Raw genomic sequence first — 21,351 nt, 5'->3', positions numbered from 1 at the left:
ACTGCGCGGGGGCAGGTTAGTATGCCCTCCCCCGTCGAAGATGGGGGAGGGTTGGGTGGGGGCCCAACGCCATGAACTCCAGGGACGCCGACCATGCCCACGCCCGCCCACGTCCTGGCCATCGACCAGGGCACCACGTCCACCCGCGCCATCGTCTTCGACGCGCAGGGCCAGCCCGCCGGCGTCGCGCGGCGGGAGTTCGCGCAGCACTACCCCGCCGACGGCTGGGTCGAGCACGACCCCGAGGACATCTGGCGCGACACCGTCGCCGTGATGCGCGAGGCGGCCGCCGCCGCCGGTCTCGCCGCGTCGGACATCGCCGCCATCGGCATCACCAACCAGCGCGAGACCACCGTGGTGTGGGACCGCGCCACCGGCGCTCCCATCCACAACGCCATCGTCTGGCAGGACCGCCGCACCGCCGACGCCTGCCGCACCCTGGTGGAGGAGGGCTTCCTGCCGCTGGTCCAGGCCAGGACCGGCCTGCTGATCGACGCCTATTTCTCGGCCACCAAGATCGCCTGGATCCTCGACGCCGTGCCCGGCGCCCGCGCCCGGGCGGAGCGCGGCGAGCTGTGCTTCGGCACCATCGACAGCTTCCTGCTGCACCGCCTGACCGGCGGCGCCGTGCACGCCACCGACGCCACCAACGCCTCGCGCACGCTGCTGTTCGACATCCACCGGCAGGACTGGGACGACGAGCTGCTGGCGCTGTTCCGCGTGCCGCGCGCCATGATGCCGGACGTGCTGGACAGCAGCGCCGAGTTCGGCGCCGCCACCGCGGACCTGCTCGGCCGGCCCGTCCCCATCACCGGCATCGCCGGCGACCAGCAGGCGGCGACCTTCGGGCAGGCCTGCTTCGAGCCGGGCATGGTCAAGTCCACCTACGGCACCGGCTGCTTCGCGCTGCTCAACACCGGGGCGGAGCCGGTGCGCTCCGGCAACAACCTGCTGACCACCGTCGCCTACCGGCTGGAGGGCAGGCCGACCTACGCGCTGGAGGGGTCGATCTTCGTCGCCGGCGCGGCGGTCAAATGGCTGCGCGACGGGCTGGGCATCATCACGCACGCCTCGCAGACCGACGACCTCGCCACCCGCGTGCCGGACAGCCACGGCGTCTACTTGGTGCCGGCCTTCGTCGGCCTGGGGGCGCCGCACTGGGACCCGCACGCGCGCGCCGCGATCTCCGGCCTGACGCTGGACACCGGGCCGGCGCACATCGCCCGCGCGGCGCTGGAGGCGGTGGCCTACCAGACGCGCGACCTGCGCGACGCCATGCGCGCCGACTGGCCGGCGCCGGCCGGGGCGCTGCGGGTGGACGGCGGCATGGCGGCCAACGACTGGCTATGCCAGTTCCTCGCCGACATGCTGGAGGTGCCGGTCGAGCGGCCGGCGGTGATCGAGACGACCGCGCTGGGCGCGGCGTGCCTCGCCGGGCTGAAGGTCGGGCTCTACCCCGACCAAGCGGCGGTGGCCGGGGCGTGGCGCTGCGAACGGCGCTTCGAGCCGCGCATGGAGGCGGCGAAGCGCGACCGGCTGTACGGCGGCTGGCTCGACGCGGTGGAGCGGGTGCGGCGCGCGGGGAAGATGGCATGAGCGGGTGGGCGGCGAGCGCGTTGGGCGACGACCTGCGCGGCAAGCGGGTGCTGGTGACCGGCTCCAGCCGCGGCATCGGCGCCGCGGTGGCGGCGGCCTTCGCTGGGCTGGGCGCGCGGGTGGCCCTGCACGCCTCGGCCAGCCGCGAATCCGGGGAGCGTCTGGTGGCGGAGCTGGCGGCCGGCGGCGCCGACGTGCGCCTGCTCGCCGGCGACTTCCGCCGCCCGTCCGAGGTGACGGCGGTGGTGGACGGCGCGGTGGACGCGCTGGGCGGCCTCGACGTGCTGGTCAACAACGCCGGCACCATGGTCGGCCGCACGCCGCTGGCGGCGATGGACGACGCCTTCCTGGACGAGGTGATGGACCTCAACCTGCGCTCGGTGGTGGTCGCCTGCCGGCGGGCGCTGCCGGCGCTGACGGCGGCCGGCGGCGGGGCGATCGTCAATACCGTGTCGATCTCGGCGCGCACCGGCGGCAGCCCGGGCTCGTCGGTCTACAGCGCGTCGAAGGCGTTCGTGGCGACCTTCACCCGCTCGCTGGCGGCGGAGCTGGCGCCGGTGCGCATCCGCGTCAACGCGGTGTCGCCCGGCACCATCGACACCGACTTCCACGGCCGTTACTCGACTCCGGAGAAGCTGGCCGCCACCGCGGCGCGCATCCCGCTGGGCCGGCTCGGCACCGCGGAGGATTGCGTCGGCGCGTACCTCTTCCTCGCCTCGGAACGGCTTGCCGGCTACGTCACCGGCCAGACCATCGAGGTCAACGGCGGCCAGCTGATGCCGTGATTCGGAGACGATGCCGCCCACCTCCCCGGCGTCGTCAGCATTCCCGTCCCATTTCTCTAAAATTCTGTGCGCCAATAGTTACCTCTCTAAGGGCGTGAATTGGCGGGATCCTGAAGCGTCGGCGAGCCTGGACTGCGCAATTAACACAACCTAAACCATTGCGCCTTTAAGGTGATGGCCTGGAATGGCGAATCGTGCGGCCCCGGCGTCCTTCCGCTCCGCGGAAGGGCTGCGGCGGCCGTTCGGTGTTTTCGGTCGGCAAAAGCCGATCGCGTGTCATCGGCGGGCAGGGGGACGTCACATGGTATCGATCAACCCCATATCGTACCTCACGCGGACGCAGTTCTCGTCCCTGACCACCACCTCGCTGGCCAGCCTGTCGACCTCCGACATGAAGGTGCTGACGACGTCGCAGATCGACGCGCTGTCCACCACCCAGATCACCGCGCTGACCAGCAGCCAGGTGGGCGCGCTGACCACGACGCAGGTGGGCGGACTGTCGACGGAGCAGATCAAGGCGTTCGACTTCAGCCAGGTCAGCTTCAGCGCGGCGCAGCTGGCGGTGTTCAGCAGCACGCAGGTGCAGGCGCTGGAGACCGAAGACATCAATGCCCTGTCGTCCAGCCAGTTCGCCGGCCTGACCGCCACCCAGCTGGGCGCGCTGACCACGACGCAGCTCGGCGTGCTGGACACCGGCGACATCGCCCAGCTGAGCACGACGCAGATCAAGGGGCTGACCGCCACCCAGCTGGGCGCGCTGACCACGACGCAGCTGGGCGCGCTGACCGCGACGCAGGTCGGCGGCCTGAGCACGGCGCAGGTGGCGGTGCTGTCCACCGACCAGATCACCACGCTGTCTTCGGGGCAGCTCGCCGGCCTGACGGCGACGCAGTTGGGCGTCCTGAGCACCGCGCAGATCGGCGCGCTCGACACCGCCGCCATCGCCCGGCTGAGCACCGCGCAGGTCCGCGGCCTGACCACCAACCAGGTGGCGGCGCTGACCACCGCGCAGACCAACGCGCTGACCTCCACGCAGTTCGCCGCGCTCTCGGCGACCCAGGTCGGCACGCTGAGCACCGCGCAGCTGGCGTCCCTGGACGCCACGGACGTGGCGGCGCTGACGGCGACGCAGGCGAAGGGCCTGACCACCACCCAGCTGGCCGCGCTGACCACCGAGCAGGTCGGCGGCCTGACCACGTCGCAGGTCGCGGCGCTGAGTTCCAGCCAGATCGGCAGCCTGAGCACGTCGGGCCTGTCGGCGCTGACCGGCACCCAGGTCGCGGCGCTCGGCGCCAGCCAGCTCCAGGGGCTGAGCACCGCTCAGGTGGCGGCGTTGAGCACCGCCGACATCCGCGAGCTGTCGGCCACCCAGGTCTCGGCGCTGACGACGTCGCAAGTCTCGGCGCTGAGTTCCGCGAACGTCGCGGCGCTGACCGGGACGCAGGTCTCCGCGCTGGGCTCCAGCCAGATCGGGGCCCTGGCGGCGACGCAGTTCTCCGCGCTGGGCACCACCGGCCTCGGCCTGCTGACGACCACCCAGCTGCGCGGCCTGACCACGGAGCAGACGGGATCGCTCGGCACCAGCGGCGTGGCGACGCTGACCACCACGCAACTGGGCGTGCTGACGGCGACGCAGCTCTCCGGGCTGTCCTCCTCCGGCCTGTCGGCGCTGACCTCCACCCAGGTGGCGGCCCTGGCGGCCACGCAGCTGTCCGGCCTGACGTCGGGCCAGCTCGGCGGGCTGACCACCGCCGACGTCGGCGAGCTGTCCACCAGTCAGGTCGCCGCGCTGTCCAGCGCCGCGGTGTCCGGCCTGACCACCACAGCCGTCGCGGCGCTGACCACCGACCAGATCAACGCCCTGTCGGCCACCCAGCTTTCCGGGTTGACCGTCGAGCAGTTCGCGGTGCTCGGCACCGGTGGCCCGGCGTCGCTGAGCACCACGCAGCTCGCCGGCCTGAACTCGGCGCAGGCCGCCTCGCTGACCACCACCCAGATCACCTCCCTGACCACCACCCAGCTCGCCTCGCTGACCAGCAGCGCCATCGGCGGGCTGAGCACCAGCGGCCTGACGGCGCTGACGACCACACAGCTGTCCACGCTGTCGGCCACGCAGGTGAGCGGGTTCACCTCGTCGCAGCTCTCCGCGCTCGGTCCGGCGACGCTGTCGACGTCGCAGCTGGGCGGCCTGACCGCCACCCAGATGTCCTCGCTGAGCAACACCCAGTTCGCGACGCTGTCCACCACGCAGGTGTCGTCGCTGACCACCGCGGCGGTGCAGGGGCTGAACGCCGACGTCCTGTTCAACCTGTCGGGGACGCAGCTGTCCGCGCTGTCCGGCACCCAGATCGGGGCGCTGTCGACCAGCCAGTTCTCGTCGCTGCAGTTCGCGTCGATCTCGTCGCTCAACAACACGCAGGTCTCGTCGCTCAGCCGCGACATCATCGGCACGCTGTCGACGACCCAGGTCAGCGTGCTGTCGGCGGCGCAGATCGGCAGCCTGAGCAACTACCAGGTCACCGCGCTGTCGGCGGACAACATCCTGGCGATGACCCGCACGCAGGTGCAGGGCCTCACCCAGACCCAGACGCAGGTGATGTCGCCCGCCCAGCTCAACGCCTATGCCACCGCGCTGCAATACTAGGGAGCCGGCGGCGACCGCTCAGCGGTGTTCGGAGAACAGGTCGCGCACCTTGCACAGCAGCCGTCCGATCGGGCGCGGCCTGGGCGGCGTGACGGCGTCCGCGCACCACGCGGCCACCGCGGCGGCGGGGTCGGTCTCGCCGGTCATCACGGCGACGCCGCCGCGCTTCTCCATGCGGCGCAGGAAGCCCTCGCCGGCCGACGCGGCGATCACCGCCGCGATGCCGTCCAGCGGGTGCGCCCCCGCCTCGTCGCGCCAGTGGTGGAAGACCTGCTCCTTGCTCAGCTCGACCTGGCCGGCCAGGGTCGGCGTGCGACCGGGGGCGGCCTCGAACACCAGCCAGCGCCGCGCCTGCCCGGCGTGGCCTCCGACGGTCTGGTAATCCGGCGTGGCGACGGCGACCCGCATCGTGATTCCCCCTGCGGCTGTACCCCTGGGACCACGACTATAGACCATAAAAAAATTATGGCTACTCCCGCGGAATGAGCGCCAGCACCGCGTCGATGGCCGGCGCGCCGTCGTCGCGCATGGAGTCCGGCAGCACGGTGCGCGCGCTGTCGATGGCGGCGCGGAGCTCCGTCGGGGCGACGCCGGCCGCCGTCAGGCCGCGCGCCAGCGTGCCGCACACCGCGCTCAGCGCCGCGATCTGCGCGTGCAGGGCCTGCTGCTGCCTGTGCAGCGTCTCGATCTGGCCCTGCGCCTGCCGGGTGGCAGTGATCAGGCTGCGGAACGCGTCGTTCTGGTCGAGGAGCGCGGTGCGCATCGCCTCCGCCTCGGCGCGGGTGCCGAAGTCGTTGCTGGCTTGGTCCAGGAAGGCCTTCCACAGCCGTTCGAACTCGTTCCGCGTGATGCCGTCGTACATGAGGGGGGCCGCCGGGGCTGTGGTTTTCGAGCCCGAGTCTAGCACGCGCCGCCGCCGCGTGACAGCCGGGGCGGCATGCCCGGAGGGGGTGTCCGGATGGGAGCCGTCAAGCGTGCGATGGGGGCATGCCCCGACGGTCATCAACCGTTCGTGGCGTTGCGGCGGCGGGGCAGGGCGGGTAGGGTCCGGCCCATCCAAACGACAACGAGACCAGCCATGAACGGACTGCACTCCCCGCAGGCGTGGCGATGCCGCGTTGCCGATCTCCTTGACGACCCCGTGGCGGAAGCGGTGCTGCGCCGCGATGGGCTGTCCCGCGACGACGTGTTCGCCGAGCTTGCCCCCGTCGCCGACGCGCTGACCCGCCGCCAGCGGCGCCAGCGCCGCTCCAGCCCCTGGGCCTTCGCCGAGGCCGACCCCGCGACGAATTGACCCGCCCGGCCGTTCCGCATAGGCCGCGCCCGCACCGGCATCACGATGTGGTGACGGACCTTGAAGCCGTTTGCACACTGAACGATCTGTCTCCTTGCACCCCACGGTCCAGGGAGGCAGGTTTGTTCAATCCGTTGATCACGGCCACCGCCGGCTGGTCGGAGGCGGTGGAGGAACGCGCCAAGCGGTTCCTCGCCTTCCCCATGGGCGGCGAGGACGGCGTCCCGGTGACCATGGCCACCCTGCTGGAGCGGGCCGGGCAGGATCCGGTCAACACCGCGCGCTACCTGATGATCGTGCCGCCGCTGGCGGCGCAGCGCGAGCTGATCGGGATGATCGGCGCCTTCCGCATCGACGGCGAGCCGTGCCCGGATCCCGTGGCCGCGGCGCACGCCGCGCTGTCCTACGCCGGTCGCGCCGTCACCATGAACGAGATCCACCCGGAACGGCGGTGGCTCGCCGCCCTGCTGTGCGCCCTGTTCGGGGGCAGGCGACAGCCGCACTGAAGCGGCGCCCCGGCCCCTTTTCCCCACTGCGTTATCGCGTCGCGCAACCGTAGACGGGGTGCGGCCGTATGCACACGCGTGCATGACCAACGGGGGGTCGCCACCACGTGCGACGGTTGATAAACTGCCGCCCGGATGTCGAGGCGAGGGAGGCGGATGGGCGGCAAACGGTCCGGGGTGGCACGGCGCCGGCTGGCGGGAACGGCCGGCGCGCTGGCGCTGGTATTGACGCTGGTGTTGACGCTGGTGTTGACGCTGGTGGCGGCGCTGCTGGGCGTGCTGGCGCTCGGCGCGGTGCCCGATGGCGCGGCCTCCGAGTCGCTGCGGCCGCTGCTCGCCGGCGCGGTGGCGGCGTCGCTGGCCGGCGCGCTGGCCGTGCTGGCTCTCGGCGTTGCCGTCGTCCGCCGCCCGCCGGAGGCGGCCGACCGCGTGCCGGACGCGCCCCCGATCGTCCTCGCCGCCGCCAACGACGCCGTCGAGCCCACCCTCGCCGAAGGCCGGCGGCGGGAGGAGGCGCTGCGCGAGAGCGAAGCGCGTTTCCGCGGCCTGATCGAGGGGGCGTCCCAGGGCATCCTGGTCCACCGCCGCTTCGTCCCGCTGTTCGCCAACGAGGCGTTCGCGCGCATCCACGGCTTCGGCGCCGCCGCGGAGGTGATGGCGCTGCCCGACGTCAAGGGGCTGATCGCGCCGGAGGACCGGGCGCGCGCGTGGAAGTCGTACATCGCCCTGATGGCCGGCGACGAGGCGCCCGACGCGCAGCGGGTGCGGGGCCGGCGGCGCGACGGCGGCGCGCTGTGGCTCGACCTGATCGACCGCGTGGTCGAGTGGACGGACGGCCCGGCGGTGCTGACCACCGTCATCGACGTGACCGAGCGCGTGCACGCCGAGACCGAGGCCGCCACCATCGCCGGCCACCTGCACGACGCGGTGGAGGCGATGCCCAGCGCCGTCCTGCTGATCGACGAGGACCGCAACATCCTGCTGCACAACCGGCGCTTCCGGGAGTTCTGGAACTTCACGCCGGAGGAGATGGCCGCCCACACCAACGCGGCCGAGCACCTGCGCTACTGGGCCCGCCGCGACCTGCCGGACATCGACCCCGACGCGTACGTCGAGAGCCGCTGGCGGGTGCTGGACGGCGGCAGGCCCTACGCCCACCAGGTGCGCACCTCGGACGGCCGCGACATGGAGATCCGCGGCTCGCCGCGGCCGGCCGGCGGCTGGGTCATCACCGTCACCGACATCACCGACCGCATGCGCACGCTGGCGGCGCTGCGCGACAGCGAGGCGCGCTTCCGCGACCTGATCGAGGGGTCGGTGCAGGGCATCCTGATCCTGCGCGACTTCCGCGCGCTGTTCGTCAACCGCGCCTTCGCGGCGATGACCGGCTATGACGAGCCGCGCGCGCTGATGGGCGTGTCGCTGCTCGACGACCTGGTGCCCGCGAAGGAGCGCGCGCAGGTGCTCGCCTGGAACGCCCGCTTCCTGTCCGGCGCCTCCATCGACGAGCCGGCGCGCCGCGGCCGGCTGCGGCGGCGCGACGGGTCGTACATCTGGGTGGACATCGCCACCCGCGCCGTCGATTGGATGGGCGAGCGGGCGATCCAGCTGACCTGCGTCGACATCTCCGCCCAGGTGGCGGCGGAGCGGGTGCTGGCGGCGCGCACCGCCCAGCTCCAGGCGCTGGTCGAGGCGATGCCCAGCGGGCTGTGCATGTTCGGCGCCGACCTGCGCGCCGCGGTGTGGAACGACCGCTACGTCCAGCTCTGGCGCTATCCGGAGGGCCTCCTCGACGGGCGCCCGACGCTGGCGGAGCTGGTCCGCTTCGTGGCGTCGCGCGGCGACTTCGGCCCGGTGGACGTCGAGGAGCAGGTCCGGCGCATCACCGCCTACGTCGCGCGCGGCGCGGCGGTGGACCTGGAGATCAAGCTGGCGCACGGCCCGGTGCTGGCGATCCGCGGCAACGGCATGCCGGACGGCGGCTACGTCTACACCTACGCCGACGTCACCGACCGCCACCGCGCCGAGGACGCGCTGCGTAAGGCGCTGGCGCAGGCGGAGGAGGCGGCGCACGCCAAGTCCACCTTCCTCGCCACCATGAGCCACGAGATCCGCACGCCGATGAACGGCGTGCTGGGCATGCTGGAGGTGCTGGAGCGCACCACGCTCGACATCGAGCAGCGCAAGGTGCTCGGCGTCATCCGCGAGTCGGCCTCGGCGCTGCTGACCATCATCGACGACATCCTCGACTTCTCGAAGATCGAGGCCGGGCGCCTGCACATCGAGGCGGTGCCGGTCCCGGTCCGCGACCTGACGGAGGGCGTGGCCGACCTGCTGGCCACCCGCGCGCGCGACAAGCGCCTGGACCTCGTCACCGACGTGGCGATGGACGGGGAGGGAACGCGCGTCGGCGATCCGGTGCGGCTGCGGCAGATCCTGCTGAACCTCGTCGGCAACGCGGTGAAGTTCACCGAGCGCGGCTTCGTCGCCGTGGTGGTGCGGCCCGGGGCCGGACCCGACGGCGTCCGCTTCGAGGTGCGCGACAGCGGCATCGGCCTCAGCGACGAGCAGAAGGCCCGCCTGTTCCAACCCTTCACCCAGGCCGACGCCTCCACCACCCGGCGCTTCGGCGGCAGCGGCCTCGGGCTGTCGATCTGCCGGCGGCTGGTCGACATGATGGGCGGCGCCATCGGCGTGCACGACACGCCCGGCGGCGGCTCCACCTTCTGGGTCGAGGTGCCGCTGCCCCGCGCCTCCTCGTCCAGCGATGCCGCCGCGCCCGCGGGGCCGTCCGTCGACCTCGGGGGGGTGCGGGTGCTGGTGGTGGACGACACCGCCGTGGTGCGCGACGCCTTCGCCGCGGCGCTCGCCGGGGCGGGGGCAGCGGTCGCCGTGGCGGCGGGGGCCGCCGACGGGCTCGACGCGCTGCGCGCCGCGCAGGCGGCGGAGGCGCCGGTGCAGGTGCTCGTGCTCGACCATGACCCGGGCGTGCTGGACGGCCTGGCGCTGGTCGACGCGCTGACGGGCATTCCGGGGCTGGACGCCACCCGCGTGGTGCTGGCGACCGGCCGCGAGGACTGCGGCGTCGCCGCGGCCGGCGAGCGGCTGGGCATCGCCGAGGTGCTGTACAAGCCGGTGCGCCGCGACGTGCTGCGCGCCGCCGTGGCCCGCGCCGCCGGCCGCGCGGGCCCCGAGTTGGAGCCCGCGGCGCTGGAGGCCGACGTCGGCGCCGTGCTGCCGCCTCCGGTGGCGGAGGCGCGCGCGGCCGGCGCGCTGATCCTGGTGGCGGAGGACAACCCGACCAACCAGGTGGTCATCCGCAAGCAGCTGGAGCAGCTGGGCTTCGCCGCCGAGATCGCCGACAACGGCGCCGCCGCCTGGGAGGCGCTGCGGCGCGACGGCCACGGCCTGCTGCTGACCGACTGCTTCATGCCGGAGGTCGACGGCTGGGAGCTGGCCCGCCGGATCCGCGCGGCCGAGCGTGACGGCACGTTCGGCGCGGCGCGGCGCCTGCCCATCGTGGCGCTGACCGCCAACGCGCTGTCCGGCGACGCCGAGCGCTGCTTCGCCGCCGGCATGGACGATTTCCTGTCGAAGCCGGTCGGTCTGCAGAGCCTGTCGCGGGTCATCGCCCGCTGGCTGCCGCAGGCGCTGCCGCTGCGCCGGCCGGTCGGGGATGCCGCGCCGGCCCTTCCGCCGCCGAAGGCGAGCGGGGCCGCCGTGCTCGACCTCGGTCATGTGGCGGAGACGTTCGGCAGCGTCGAGGCGGCGCATGACCTGCTGCTGTTCTTCCTGGAGACCACCGAGCCGCTGATCGACCGGCTGGCGGCCGGCTTGGCGGAGGGCGACGCGGAGGGCTGCCGCCACGCCGCCCACGCCGCCGCCGGGGCCGCCCGCACGGCCGGGGCGGTGGAACTGGCGGCGCTGTGCTCGGACATCGAGCGCTGCGCGGCGGGCGGCGACCTGGATGCGGCGAAGCGGCGCGCCGCCGGCCTGCGGGCGGCCTTCGCCCGCGTCGAACGGGCGATCCGCCAGGATCTCGCGCGCGGGCGGGCGCCCGAGCTGGTGTGAGCCGTTGGTCTGAGTCGCAGTTGCCCGCGGCGGTGTGCGCCTGCTACGGTCCGAACGGGGTAGGGGGTGCCGAACGGCACGGGAGGAATGAGCATGGACAGGAAACCCGTCGACTACGAGCAGTACACGATCCTCGTGATCGAGGATCAGCCGTTCGTGCGGCGCACCATCATGCAGATCCTCATGCAGATCGGCTTTAAGACCATCGCCGAGGCCGACAACGGCGAGACCGGCATGGCCGAGTGCATCCGCGTCAACCCCGACGTCGTCGTCTGCGACATCGACATGAAGCCGGTGAGCGGCCTGCAGTTCCTCGCCCAGCTGCGCGCCAGCCCCGACGTGACCAACAGCCGCACCCCCGTGGTCTTCCTGACCAACCACACCGAGTCGGAAATCGTGAAGAAGGCGATGGCGCTGGGCGTCAACGGCTTCGTGGTGAAGCCGCCGTCCTTCGGCGCGCTGAAGGAGCGCGTGGACCGCCTGCTGGCCGGCCGCTAGGCCCCGCCCCCATGAGCCCGCCCGCCGACCGACCGCCCGCCGACCCCGCCGCCGACCTGCACGCCGCGGAGATCGCCCGCCTGACCGCCGCGCTGGAGGCCGCCCAGGTCCGCGCCGAGGAGGCGGTGCGCGCCAAGACCCGCACGCTCGCCTTCATGAGCCAGGAGATCCGCGTGCCGGTCGGCGCCATCGTCGACGCCGTCCGCCCGCTGCTCGCCGCCCCGCTGGGGCCCACGGAGCGCGAGCGGGTGTCGCGCATCCTGCGCTCGGTCGGCACGCTGCGCCTGCTGCTGGAGGACCTTTCCGACCTCGCCCGCCTGGAGGCCGACGAGCTCCGGCTGGAGCAGGAGCCCTTCGCCGTCGAAACGGTGGTCGGCAGCGCCGTCTCGGCGCTGCGCGAGGCCGCCGAGGAGCGTGGCATGCGCGTCGAATCCTTCATCGATCCGGCGGTGCCGGCCAAGGTGGTGGGCGACGCGGCGTGGCTGCGCCACGTGCTGGTCGACCTGCTGGGCATGGCGCTGCGCGACGGCGAGGCGCCGGTGCTGACGGTGCGGGTCGCCGTCGCCGCGCTGGACCGCGGCCGGCAGGGCCTGCGCTTCACCGTCGCCGAGGCTGGCCCCGGCCTGATCGCCGAGCTGCGCCGCTGGACCGCCGCCGGGGCGGAGGGCGGGGCGGACGGCGAGGCGCCCACGCCCCCCGGCCGGGCCGGCGAGCGGGCGCTGGGACTGCACGTCTGCCGGCGCATCCTCGGCCTGATGGGCGGCGCGGTGGGCTTGAGTGCGGACGGCACGGTGTGGTTCACCGTCGGCGCCGACCCCGGCCCGGCCGCACCGACGGCGCCGCGCGACCGGCCGTCGCTCAGCATCTTGGTGGTCGAGGACAACCCGGTGAACCAGCGCGTCAACGCCTGGCTGCTGGAGAAGGACGGCCACCGCGTCACCGTCGTCGGCGACGGCCGGCAGGCGGTGCGGCTGGTGGCGACCGGCGGCTTCGACGCCGTGCTGATGGACCTGGACGTGCCCGGCCTCGACGGGTTGGAGGCGACGCAGGCGATCCGCGCGCTGCGCGGGCCGGAGGCGCAGGTGCCGGTGATCGCCATCACCGCCAGCACCCGGCCGGAGGACGTCGAGCGCTGCCGCGCCGTTGGCATGGACGACCACGTGCCCAAGCCGGTGAACCCGGCGGCGCTGGCCCGCGTGCTCGCCCGCCTGACCGATCCGGAACCGCCGCCCGAGGCGGCGGAGTTCGATTCCGCGGCGCTGGCCGCGCTGGAAGGAGTGCTGGGCGCCGACCGGGTGCGCGCCCTGGTCGACGACTTCCTGGCCCGCGCCGCCACCCTGCGCACCCGGCTGGAGCGCGCCGACGCGCCGGAACTGGCCGACGTGGCCGCGGAACTGAGGAAGACCGCGGGCACGGTGGGTCTCGCCGCCGTCCACCGCACCGCCGTGGCGCTGGAGCACGCCGCGCACGAGGGCCGGATGGAGGCCTCCACCCTCGCCGTCACGCTCGACGGCCAACTGGCGCGCGGGGTGGAGCGGCTGCGCGCGTTCGTCGGTTAGAGGCTCTCCGCTTCGCTGCCAAACCCCTGTCCCTCGACGGGAGAGGGGCCTTGAGGTGAGCGCAAACCGCTCTGTGGGGCGGCCGCCCGCAACGGCGCGCCCTTCTCGCCGTCGAAACAGGCGTCGTAGTCGTCGCACCGCTCGCAATGCGGCGATTTGCACAGCAGGAAGCCCTCGCGCGCGCAGAGCTGGCGGTAGAAGAATTTCTTCCACTTCATGTCGCCGCTGTTGAGCGCCACCAGCGACGGGAAGTGCCGGCCGAACATGGCGCCCAGCTCGCCGCGGTCGGCGAAGCCCATGTCCTGCCACAGGTGGTTCGTTTCCAGGCTGCGCCGCGCCACGATGGTGGCCAGCCAGACCGGCTCCGGCCCGTCGCCGGCGCGGTGCTCCAGCAGCAGCGCGCGCAGGTCGGCCTCCTCCAGCGCGTCCTCGCCCGTATCCTCGTCCAGCCCCTCCAGCAATGCCCCGCGTTCCGGCAGGTGCACGCCAAGCAGGCGCGTGAGGTCGGCCCGGCCGAGGCCCAGCGCCTGCGTCAGCGGCCGGGGGTCGTGCACGGCCAGATCGACGATCCGGCCGAACAGGTGGCGGTCGAGCTCTTCGTCCGGAGGAAGCATGGCGGCGCACCATCCCAAGGGCGGAGGACGATGGATGATGACCTATTTCGCAGGTGCAGCAAAGCCCCTTCATGAGTGTGGTATTTCGCCCATTGATCCAAAAGGGTTTTCGCCTCAGACTCGGCTCCGGGTCCACACGCGGGGAGGGACGGCGATGGCGCAGGCGGCGGGGCACGGCGTGCTGGCCCGGCTGGCGGCGCTGCGCGATGCGCCGGAGCCGCTGGCGGCCCTGCTGGTCGATTTCAGCGGCATCGAGCATGCCGACGACCCGCGCTTCTCGCTGACCCTCGACCATTACCTGGAAAGCTGGCTGGGGGCGCGGCAGCGCGAGGTGTTCCGGCTGCCCGGCCCGCGCCTGCTGATCCTCGCCCCGGCCGACACCGCGCCGTTGCTGGAGAGCGGGGCGCAGGCGCTGGTGCAGGTGCTGCGCCAGCACGGCTTCGGCGCCATGCGCTTCACCACCTGGGACGTGACCAGGGACGCCGCCCGCCTCGCCGCCGCGGTGGCGCCGCCCGAGGCGCTGGACCGCGCCAGGGCGCTGGCCGCGGCCGAACGCGTTCCCACCGCGGCGCTGGGCCAGGTGTTGGAGGTCGAGCGGGTGCTGCACGGCGCCGATATCGAAAGTCTGGTGCGCGAGCAGACCGTCTGGTCCTTCGCCGACCCGGACCAGCCGGAGCCGGTGCTGACCGAACTGGCGGTGTCGATGGAGGAGCTGGAGGCGCGCCTCGACCTGCCGCTGCGCCGGGACGCGTGGCTGCGGCACGAGGTGTTCGCGCGGCTCGACCGCGGGCTGATGCGCCACGTGGCGCGCGACCGGCTGCACGACCGCCGGCCGCTCGCCATCGACCTGCACACCGCCACCGTGCTGGACGACCGCTTTTCCGAGCTGGCGCACGCCATCCCCGCCGAGATGCGCCGCCGCCTCACCGCCGAACTGGCCTGCTGGGAAACCGGCCTGTCGTCCGAGCGCTTCGTGGCCGCCGCCACGCGGCTGGCCGACCTGGGCTTCGCGGTGGCGGTGGACCACGTGCCGCTGGCGGCGCTGGGCACGCTCGACCTCGGCGGGATCGAGGTGGCGGCGGTCAAGGCGCTGTGGGTGCCGGGCATCCCGGACGCCGAGGCGCTGCTGCGCGCCGGAGTCGAGCGATTCGGGCCCGAGCGGCTGGTGCTGTGGCGCTGCGAACGCCCGGACGCCTTCGAGACCGGCCGCCGGGCCGGCGTCGCGCTGTTCCAGGGCCATGCCGCCGACGCGGTGGCGCATGGTCAGGCCGCCGGGACTCCCGAGCCGCCGCCCCGGTCCCGCGGGCGCACCGAGCCCGAGGAGATCGTGGCGGGCGAGGCGCCGGAGGTCGAAAAACCAAAGGGTGGCGTGCTGGCCCGCCTGTTCGGGCGCGGCGGTTGAGCGCAGCTGACCTCCGCCGATGTGCGTTGACGCTGCATCGTTCCGGGTGTGCAATACCTTTGATTTGATGCATGTCCTCAGCGTCGGAGGTGGGTGTTGAACCCGGCGCGCAGACTTCCCGGCTTCCTCAGCTCGACCGTGCTCGGCCTCACCGGGGCGCTCGGGCTGCTGGTGTACATCGCCATGGGGCACGGGGTGGAGGCCCTGTGGAACCCGACGGGCGCGGTGATCGTCGCCGGCGGCATCGCGGTGGCGGCGCTGCTGGCGTTCCGGGCGCGCGAGCTGTGGGCGGCGCTGTCCGCCTTCGCCGCCATCTTCCGCGACGAGGACTCCATATCCTCCGACATCGAGGAGGTCGTCGCCTTCGCCCGCCTGTACCAGCGCGGCCAGGTGCAGCAGGCCGAGGCCTACGGCGCCAAGGTGAAGAGCCCGTTCCTGCGCCTGGGCCTGCAGCTGATCGCCGACGCGGCGCCGGTCAACGACATCCTGCACGTGATGAACTGGCGCATCCAGAAGCTGATCGAGCAGGAGACCGTGCAGGCCCGGCTGTTCCGCACGCTGGCCGGTCTGGCGCCGGCCTTCGGGCTGCTGGCGACGCTGGTCGGGCTGATCGGCATGATGGCGCAGCTGGGGACCGCCACCATCGCCCAGGTGGGCGAGCACATGTCGGTGGCGCTGGTCGCCACGCTGTACGGCGTGGTCCTCGCCAACGTCGTCTTCAAGCCCATCGCCATCAAGCTGGAGCAGCGCACGGCGCGCCGCGTGGCGATGCTGAACGTGCTGCTGGAAGGCATCCTCCTGGTGCGGCTCGGCCGCTCGCCGACGGTGGTCGCCGACGCGCTGGCCGAGTTCGTCCGCGAACGCAGGGACGAACTCCATGGCGCCGCGTGACCCCGTCGAGCTGCCGGCGGAGCGGGTCCGCATGCCGGCCGCCAACGCCGACGAGGACCAGGAGATCTGGCTGCTCAGCTACTCCGATCTGGTGACGCTGCTGTTCTCGGTGTTCGTCATGCTGCTGGCGATCACCACGCTGAAGGACCAGCTGCCGACCACGCCGTTGCCCCCCGAGGCGCCGGCGGTCACCGTTCCGGCGGACGAGCCCGCGCCGCCAGAGCCGGTACCCGTACCGATCCGTGAGGATCCGCGCCCGCACCTCGACCCCGACCAGGTGGCGGTGGAGGCGCCGGAGCCGCTGATCGACCGCTGGCGGGCGAAGCTGTCGGATCTCGGGGTGCCGCCGGGCGTGGCGGTCAGCGTGCGGCAGAACCGCGTGGGCATCGTCATCGGCGACGCCATCCTGTTCGCGCCGGGGCAGGTGGAGCTGTCCACCCCCGGCCGCGGCGTGCTGCGCCGCCTGCTGCCGGTGCTGCTGGCCGCCCCCGGCGAGATCCTGGTGGAGGGCCACACCGACGCCGTCCCGACCACCGGCGGCCGGTTCGTCTCCAACTGGGAGGTGTCCACCGCCCGCGCCTCCAGCGTCGTGCGCGCGCTGGTCGATCTGGGCGTGCCGGCGCGCCGTCTGTCGGCGGTGGGCTACGCCGACACGCGGCCGATCGCGGCGGGGACCGACCCGGCCTCGAACGCGCGCAACCGGCGGGTGGCGATCTCCCTGCAGGCGAGCGAGTAGCCTTCCCTCTTGAAATCGCAGGGCCATCTGTCCGAACTACTATGCCGCATCGCACACCACGGCAGACACTCCCATGGCGATGATCCTCATCGAGAGCCTCGTGAAGCGCTTCGGCGCGTTCGCGGCGGTGGACGGCATCAGCTTCGCGGTCGAGCGCGGCACGGTGCTGGGATTCCTCGGTCCCAACGGCGCCGGCAAGTCCACCACCATGAAGATGATCACCGGCTTCCTGCCCCCCACCTCGGGCAGCATCCGCGTCTGCGGCCACGACGTGCAGGCCGAGCCGCTGGCGGCCAAGCGCCGCATCGGCTACCTGCCCGAGGGGGCGCCGACCTACCCGGACATGACGCCGCTGGCCTTCCTGGAGTTCGTCGCCCGCGTCCGCGGCCTGAAGGGCCGGGCCGCCATTGGCCGGGCGGTGGAGCGGGCCGACCTCGGCGCCGTGCTGCACCAGCCCATCGACACGCTGTCCAAGGGCTACCGCCGCCGCGTCGGGCTGGCGCAGGCGATCCTGCACGACCCCGACGTGCTGATCCTCGACGAGCCGACCGACGGCCTCGACCCCAACCAGAAGCACGAGGTGCGCCGGCTGATCCGCGCCATGGCCGCCGACAAGGCGATCATCCTGTCCACCCACATCCTGGAGGAGGTGGAGGCGGTGTGCACCCGCGCCCTCATCATCGGCCGCGGCAAGGTGCTGGCCGAGGGCGCGCCGGACGGCCCCAGCTGGCGCTTCGGCGAGCTGGAGGCGCCGCCCGGCGGCCTGGACGCCCTGTTCCGCCGCGTCACGCTGGGGAACGCCGCATGACGGGGACCCTCGCGATCTTCCGCCGCGAGCTGGCGGCGTACTTCGCCACGCCGGTGGCCTACGTGTTCATCGTGGGATTCCTGCTGCTGGCGGGGATCTTCACCTTCTACGTCGGCGACCTGCTGGGGCGCGGGCAGGCCGACCTGCGGCCGTTCTTCCAGTTCCACCCCTGGCTCTACGTCGTGCTGATGCCGGCGGTCGCCATGCGCCTGTGGGCGGAGGAGCGCCGCGCCGGCACCATCGAGTTGCTGCTGACCCTGCCGCTGGGCCTGGGCGCCGTGGTGGTGGGGAAGTTCCTGGCGGCCTGGGCCTTCACCGCGGTGGCGCTGGCGCTGACCGCGCCGGTGTGGCTGACCGTCAACGCGCTTGGGCATCCCGACAACGGGGTGGCGCTGGCCGGCTATGTCGGCAGCCTGCTGATGGCCGGCGGCTATCTGGCGGTGTGCGCGGCGCTGTCGGCGCTGACCCGCAACCAGGTGGTCGCCTTCGTGCTGGGCGTGGTGGCCTGCCTGCTGCTGACGGTGGCGGGCAGCCCGATCGTGCTGGACGCCGTGGCGGGCTGGGCGCCGCGCGCGCTGGTCGACGCGGTGGCGGGGTTCAGCGTGCTGACCCGCTTCGCCGCCATCATGGACGGCGTCATCGACCTGCGCGACGTGGTGTTCTTCGCCTCGCTGATCGCGCTGGCGCTGTTCGCCAACGCGCTGATCGTGGACCTGCGCAAGGGGGTGGGGTGATGGGCCGCTCCGCCCGATCCCTCGCCGCGCTGGGCCTCGCCGCCGTCCTGTTCGTGGCGGTCAACGTGCTGGCGCAGAACACGCTGCGCGACGCGCGCCTCGACCTGACCGCGGAAGGCCGGCACACCCTGTCGCCCGGCACGCGCACCCTGATTGGCGGCCTGCGCGAGCCGCTGGCGCTGACCTTGTACTTTTCCGCCTCCCTCGCCGACGAGATCCCGGCGCTGCGCACCCACGGCCAGCGCGTACGCGAACTGCTGGAGGAGATCGCCGCCCGCGCCGACGGCCGTATCCGCCTGACCGTTATCGACCCCGAGCCCTATTCCGACGCCGAGGATCGCGCCGTCGAGGCCGGCCTGCAGCCGGTGCCGCTCGACCGCGCGACCGGGCGGCCGTTCTACCTGGGGCTGGTCGGCACCGACAGCACCGACCGGCAGGAGACCGTCCCCTTCCTCGACCCGGCGCGCGAGGCGTTCCTGGAGTACGACGTCACCAAGCTGCTGCACACGCTGACCGAGACGCGCAAGCCGGTGGTCGGCATTCTCACCGACATGCCGCTGGCCTTCGGCCCCGGCGGGCTGGCCGAGGCGATGCGCGGCGGCGCCAAGCCCTATGCGGTGTACCAGCAGCTGCGCGCGCTGTTCGACGTGCGACTGCTGCCGCCGACGCTGACGGCCGTGGACCCGGAGGTGAGCGTGCTGCTGGTCGCCCGGCCCGCCGGCCTGTCGGACGACACGCTGCACGCCATCGACCAGTACGTCCTGAAGGGCGGCAAGGCGCTGCTGTTCGTCGATCCCTGGGCGGAGAGCGACCTAGACCACGGCGCCGACAAGGCGGCGACGCTGCCGGCGCTGTTCGACGCCTGGGGCCTGACCATGGACGCGGGACGCTTCGTCGCCGATCCGCGCCTCGCCATCTCCGCCGGCACCGGGCGGCGCACCGTGCCGTACCCGGCGTGGCTGGCGCTGGGCGCCGAGGAGCGCGACCGCGCCGACGTGGTCACCGCCGACCTCGGTATGGTCAACGTCGCCACCGCGGGCAGCCTGGGCGTGCGCGACGGCGCGGGCGTCACGCTGGCGCCGCTGCTGACCTCCTCGCCGGCCGGGCAGCTGGCCGACGTGGGGCTGGTGGCCGGGCGGCCGGACCCGGAGAAGCTGCTGGCCTCGCTGGCGCCGCAGGGCCGGGTGCAGGTGTTGGCGGCGCGGGTGGGCGGCCGGCTGAGGACCGCCTTCCCCGACCGCGACGGCGTCAGGGAGAGCACGGCGCCGGCCAACCTGATCGTCGTCGCCGACAGCGACCTGCTGGAGAACCGCTTCTGGACCGACGGGCGGCAGCCCTTCGCCGGCAACGGCGATTTCGTGGTGAACGCGGTGGAGAACCTCGCCGGCGGGGCCGACCTGATCGGGCTGCGCGGGCGCGCCGGTTCGGCCCGGCCGTTCACGCTGGTCGAGGACCTGCGCCGCGCCGCCGGGCAGCAGGTGCTGGCGCACGAGCAGGAGCTGCGCCGCCAGCTCGACGACACCGAGCGGCGCCTGTCCGCCATCCAGGCCAAGGCGCGCCCCGGCTCCGGCACGCTGCTGCCGGCCGAGGAGCAGGCGGAGATCGACCGCTTCCGCGCCGAGGTGGCCCGCATTCGCAAAGAACTGCGCGTCGTGCAGCACACCCTCAACCGCGACATCGAGCACCTGGAGGCGACGGTCAAGGCGGTCAACATCGCGGCGATGCCGCTGGCGGTCGCGGTGGGCGCAATCGGCCTCGCCGGCTGGCGTGCGCGCCGCCGGGCGCGCCGGGTGCGGGAGTGAGCCGATGCGCACGCGATCCCTGATCGTCCTGGCGGCGCTGACCGCCGTCACTGTTGCCGCCGCCGGCTGGTCGGTGGCCGTCCGCAGCCGCGCCGCGCCGGTGGCGGAGGGGCCGCTGGTCCCGGGCCTCGCCGCGCGGGTCAACGACGTCGCCCGGCTGGAGATCGTCGGCCAGGGCACCCGCGTCACCATCGCGCGCACCGCCGAGGGCTGGGGCGTCGGGCAGAAGGACGGCTACCGCGCCGATCCCGACATGGTGAAGGCGCTGGTGCTGGCGGTCGCCAACGCCCGCACGCTGGAGCCGCGCACCGCGCAGCCGGACCTCCACCCGCGCCTGCGCGTCGAGGATCCGACCTCTCCCGGCGCCGCCTCCACCGGCGTGACGCTGCGCGCCGCGGACGGCACGCCGCTCGCCGCGCTGGTGGTCGGCAAGCCGGCCGCCGCGCCCGGCACGCTCTACGCCCGGCGGGCGGGGGAGGGGGCGTCCTGGCTGGTCAGGGCCGACCTTGCCGTCGAGGCCGATCCGCTGCGCTGGATCGACGCCACGCTGCCACGGGTCCCGCGCGACGCGGTGGCGTCGGTGGAGATCCGCCAACCGGACGGCCGGACCGTCCTCATCAAGCGGGATGCACCGGACGCGCCGTTCGCCGCGTCGGGTCCCGCCGTTCCAGCGCTGGTCGAGGAGACGGTGGACGCGGCGGCGCAGCTCGTCCCGCAGGACGTGGCGAAGGCCGACCCGGCGCCGGACGCGGTCACCACGACGGTGCGCCGCTTCGACGGCACGGCCCTGGTGCTGCGCACGGTTCGGCGCGACGGTCAGGCCTGGGTGATGTTCGGGGACAGGGCGGGCTGGCGGTTCCGGGTGTTCGACGCCCCCGGCCGGGCATTGACCCGCGCGCCCGAGGGCTTTGCGGAGGGAAAGTCGTGAGACAGGCCACCACCACTCTGCCGGTCGGAACCCGCGGCCAGGGCCTCGTGGAGATCACCGCCCCGGTCGCCCGCTGGCTGTCCGGCACGGGGATCGGCACCGGGCTGCTGACGCTGTTCTGCCGGCACACCTCGGCGTCCCTGGTCATCCAGGAGAACGCCGACCCCGACGTGCGCACCGACCTGGAACGCTTCTTCAAGCGCCTGGTGAAGGAGGACCCGTCGCTCTACGACCACACCATGGAGGGGCCGGACGACATGCCGGCGCACATCCGTTCGGCGCTGACGGCGGTGCAGCTGTCGATCCCGGTGATCGGGGGCCGGATGGCGCTCGGTACGTGGCAGGGGATCTACCTGTTCGAGCACCGGGCGCGCCCGCACGGGCGCGAGGTGGTGGCGCATGTGATGGGGGAGTAGGGCGCTATTGCCCCCTCCCTATCCCTCCCCCTCTTCGAGGTGGAGGGAACTCCGCCGCCTGCCCCCT

The 21,351-nt window shown here is 73.4% G+C and carries 19 protein-coding genes; 16 read left to right on the top strand and 3 right to left on the bottom strand.

Annotated elements, in window-relative coordinates; all coding sequences use genetic code 11:
- The first annotated feature begins 93 nt into the window (after window positions 1-93).
- The 3 genes from glpK to ACRWK7_RS18570 all read left to right on the top strand — a co-directional run bounded on the left by glpK (window position 94) and on the right by ACRWK7_RS18570 (window position 5,025).
- Window positions 94-1,596 carry a glycerol kinase GlpK gene (glpK, locus tag ACRWK7_RS18580; RefSeq protein WP_431857772.1) on the top strand — a complete coding sequence of 501 codons (1,503 nt, stop codon included), beginning with the start codon at window positions 94-96 and terminating at the stop codon, window positions 1,594-1,596.
- Window positions 1,593-2,381 carry an SDR family NAD(P)-dependent oxidoreductase gene (locus tag ACRWK7_RS18575; RefSeq protein ID WP_431857771.1) on the top strand — a complete coding sequence of 263 codons (789 nt, stop codon included), beginning with the start codon at window positions 1,593-1,595 and terminating at the stop codon, window positions 2,379-2,381. Before glpK ends, ACRWK7_RS18575 begins: the two co-directional genes overlap by 4 nt.
- A gap of 301 nt (window positions 2,382-2,682) precedes the next feature.
- A complete protein-coding gene (locus ACRWK7_RS18570; RefSeq protein ID WP_431857770.1) occupies window positions 2,683-5,025 on the top strand; it encodes a beta strand repeat-containing protein in 2,343 nt (780 codons plus the stop codon).
- An 18-nt stretch (window positions 5,026-5,043) separates the two neighbouring features.
- Here ACRWK7_RS18570 and ACRWK7_RS18565 read toward each other — a convergent pair whose 3' ends face one another.
- Window positions 5,044-5,433: a NifB/NifX family molybdenum-iron cluster-binding protein gene (locus tag ACRWK7_RS18565; protein ID WP_431857769.1), complete on the bottom strand. Its 390-nt coding sequence runs from the start codon at window positions 5,431-5,433 to the stop codon at window positions 5,044-5,046.
- A gap of 61 nt (window positions 5,434-5,494) precedes the next feature.
- Window positions 5,495-5,887 (bottom strand): hypothetical protein, encoded by a 393-nt coding sequence (locus ACRWK7_RS18560; protein ID WP_431857768.1) that lies wholly within the window; start codon window positions 5,885-5,887, stop codon window positions 5,495-5,497.
- 216 nt (window positions 5,888-6,103) lie between these two features.
- Between ACRWK7_RS18560 and ACRWK7_RS18555 the strand changes: the two genes are divergently transcribed.
- The 5 genes from ACRWK7_RS18555 (at window position 6,104) to ACRWK7_RS18535 (ending at window position 12,953) form a co-directional block, all read left to right on the top strand.
- Window positions 6,104-6,319 carry a hypothetical protein gene (locus tag ACRWK7_RS18555; protein WP_431857767.1) on the top strand — a complete coding sequence of 72 codons (216 nt, stop codon included), beginning with the start codon at window positions 6,104-6,106 and terminating at the stop codon, window positions 6,317-6,319.
- A gap of 122 nt (window positions 6,320-6,441) precedes the next feature.
- A complete protein-coding gene (locus ACRWK7_RS18550; protein WP_431857766.1) occupies window positions 6,442-6,825 on the top strand; it encodes a hypothetical protein in 384 nt (127 codons plus the stop codon).
- Window positions 6,826-6,981: 156 nt separating this feature from the next.
- Complete coding sequence (locus ACRWK7_RS18545) at window positions 6,982-10,896, top strand: PAS-domain containing protein (RefSeq protein WP_431857765.1); 3,915 nt, start codon at window positions 6,982-6,984, stop codon at window positions 10,894-10,896.
- A gap of 93 nt (window positions 10,897-10,989) precedes the next feature.
- A complete protein-coding gene (locus tag ACRWK7_RS18540) occupies window positions 10,990-11,394 on the top strand; it encodes a response regulator (RefSeq protein WP_431857764.1) in 405 nt (134 codons plus the stop codon).
- 11 nt (window positions 11,395-11,405) lie between these two features.
- Window positions 11,406-12,953, top strand: a complete 1,548-nt coding sequence (locus tag ACRWK7_RS18535) for a response regulator (RefSeq protein WP_431857763.1) — start codon at window positions 11,406-11,408, stop codon at window positions 12,951-12,953.
- On the opposite strand, the gene ACRWK7_RS18530 is transcribed toward ACRWK7_RS18535, so the two are convergent.
- Entirely contained in the window at window positions 12,950-13,567 is a 618-nt protein-coding gene (locus ACRWK7_RS18530) for a nitrogen fixation protein NifQ (RefSeq protein ID WP_431857762.1), read from the bottom strand. The two genes, ACRWK7_RS18535 and ACRWK7_RS18530, sit on opposite strands and share 4 nt — an antisense overlap.
- 154 nt (window positions 13,568-13,721) lie before the next feature.
- Here ACRWK7_RS18530 and ACRWK7_RS18525 point away from each other — a divergent pair, with 154 nt between their 5' ends.
- The 8 genes from ACRWK7_RS18525 to ACRWK7_RS18490 all read left to right on the top strand — a co-directional run bounded on the left by ACRWK7_RS18525 (window position 13,722) and on the right by ACRWK7_RS18490 (window position 21,284).
- Window positions 13,722-14,969 carry a hypothetical protein gene (locus ACRWK7_RS18525; protein ID WP_431857761.1) on the top strand — a complete coding sequence of 416 codons (1,248 nt, stop codon included), beginning with the start codon at window positions 13,722-13,724 and terminating at the stop codon, window positions 14,967-14,969.
- 96 nt (window positions 14,970-15,065) lie between these two features.
- Entirely contained in the window at window positions 15,066-15,860 is a 795-nt protein-coding gene (locus tag ACRWK7_RS18520) for a motility protein A (RefSeq protein WP_431857760.1), read from the top strand.
- A complete protein-coding gene (locus tag ACRWK7_RS18515) occupies window positions 15,847-16,596 on the top strand; it encodes an OmpA/MotB family protein (protein ID WP_431857759.1) in 750 nt (249 codons plus the stop codon). Before ACRWK7_RS18520 ends, ACRWK7_RS18515 begins: the two co-directional genes overlap by 14 nt.
- 73 nt (window positions 16,597-16,669) lie before the next feature.
- Window positions 16,670-17,404: an ABC transporter ATP-binding protein gene (locus tag ACRWK7_RS18510; RefSeq protein WP_431857758.1), complete on the top strand. Its 735-nt coding sequence runs from the start codon at window positions 16,670-16,672 to the stop codon at window positions 17,402-17,404.
- The gene (locus ACRWK7_RS18505) at window positions 17,401-18,138 is read left to right on the top strand and encodes an ABC transporter permease subunit (RefSeq protein WP_431857757.1); all 738 of its coding nucleotides are present in this window, start codon (window positions 17,401-17,403) and stop codon (window positions 18,136-18,138) included. Before ACRWK7_RS18510 ends, ACRWK7_RS18505 begins: the two co-directional genes overlap by 4 nt.
- Window positions 18,138-19,940 (top strand): GldG family protein, encoded by a 1,803-nt coding sequence (locus tag ACRWK7_RS18500; protein WP_431857756.1) that lies wholly within the window; start codon window positions 18,138-18,140, stop codon window positions 19,938-19,940. Before ACRWK7_RS18505 ends, ACRWK7_RS18500 begins: the two co-directional genes overlap by 1 nt.
- Before the next feature lie 4 nt (window positions 19,941-19,944).
- The gene (locus ACRWK7_RS18495; RefSeq protein WP_431857755.1) at window positions 19,945-20,868 is read left to right on the top strand and encodes a DUF4340 domain-containing protein; all 924 of its coding nucleotides are present in this window, start codon (window positions 19,945-19,947) and stop codon (window positions 20,866-20,868) included.
- On the top strand, window positions 20,865-21,284 hold the full coding sequence (locus ACRWK7_RS18490; protein ID WP_431857754.1) for a secondary thiamine-phosphate synthase enzyme YjbQ: 420 nt from the start codon (window positions 20,865-20,867) through the stop codon (window positions 21,282-21,284). Before ACRWK7_RS18495 ends, ACRWK7_RS18490 begins: the two co-directional genes overlap by 4 nt.
- Window positions 21,285-21,351: the final 67 nt, after the last annotated feature.

This window comes from Azospirillum sp., from assembly GCF_050789165.1.
The sequence above is the reverse complement of the archived record's forward strand: the minus strand, read 5'-3'. Positions and strand labels throughout refer to the sequence as shown.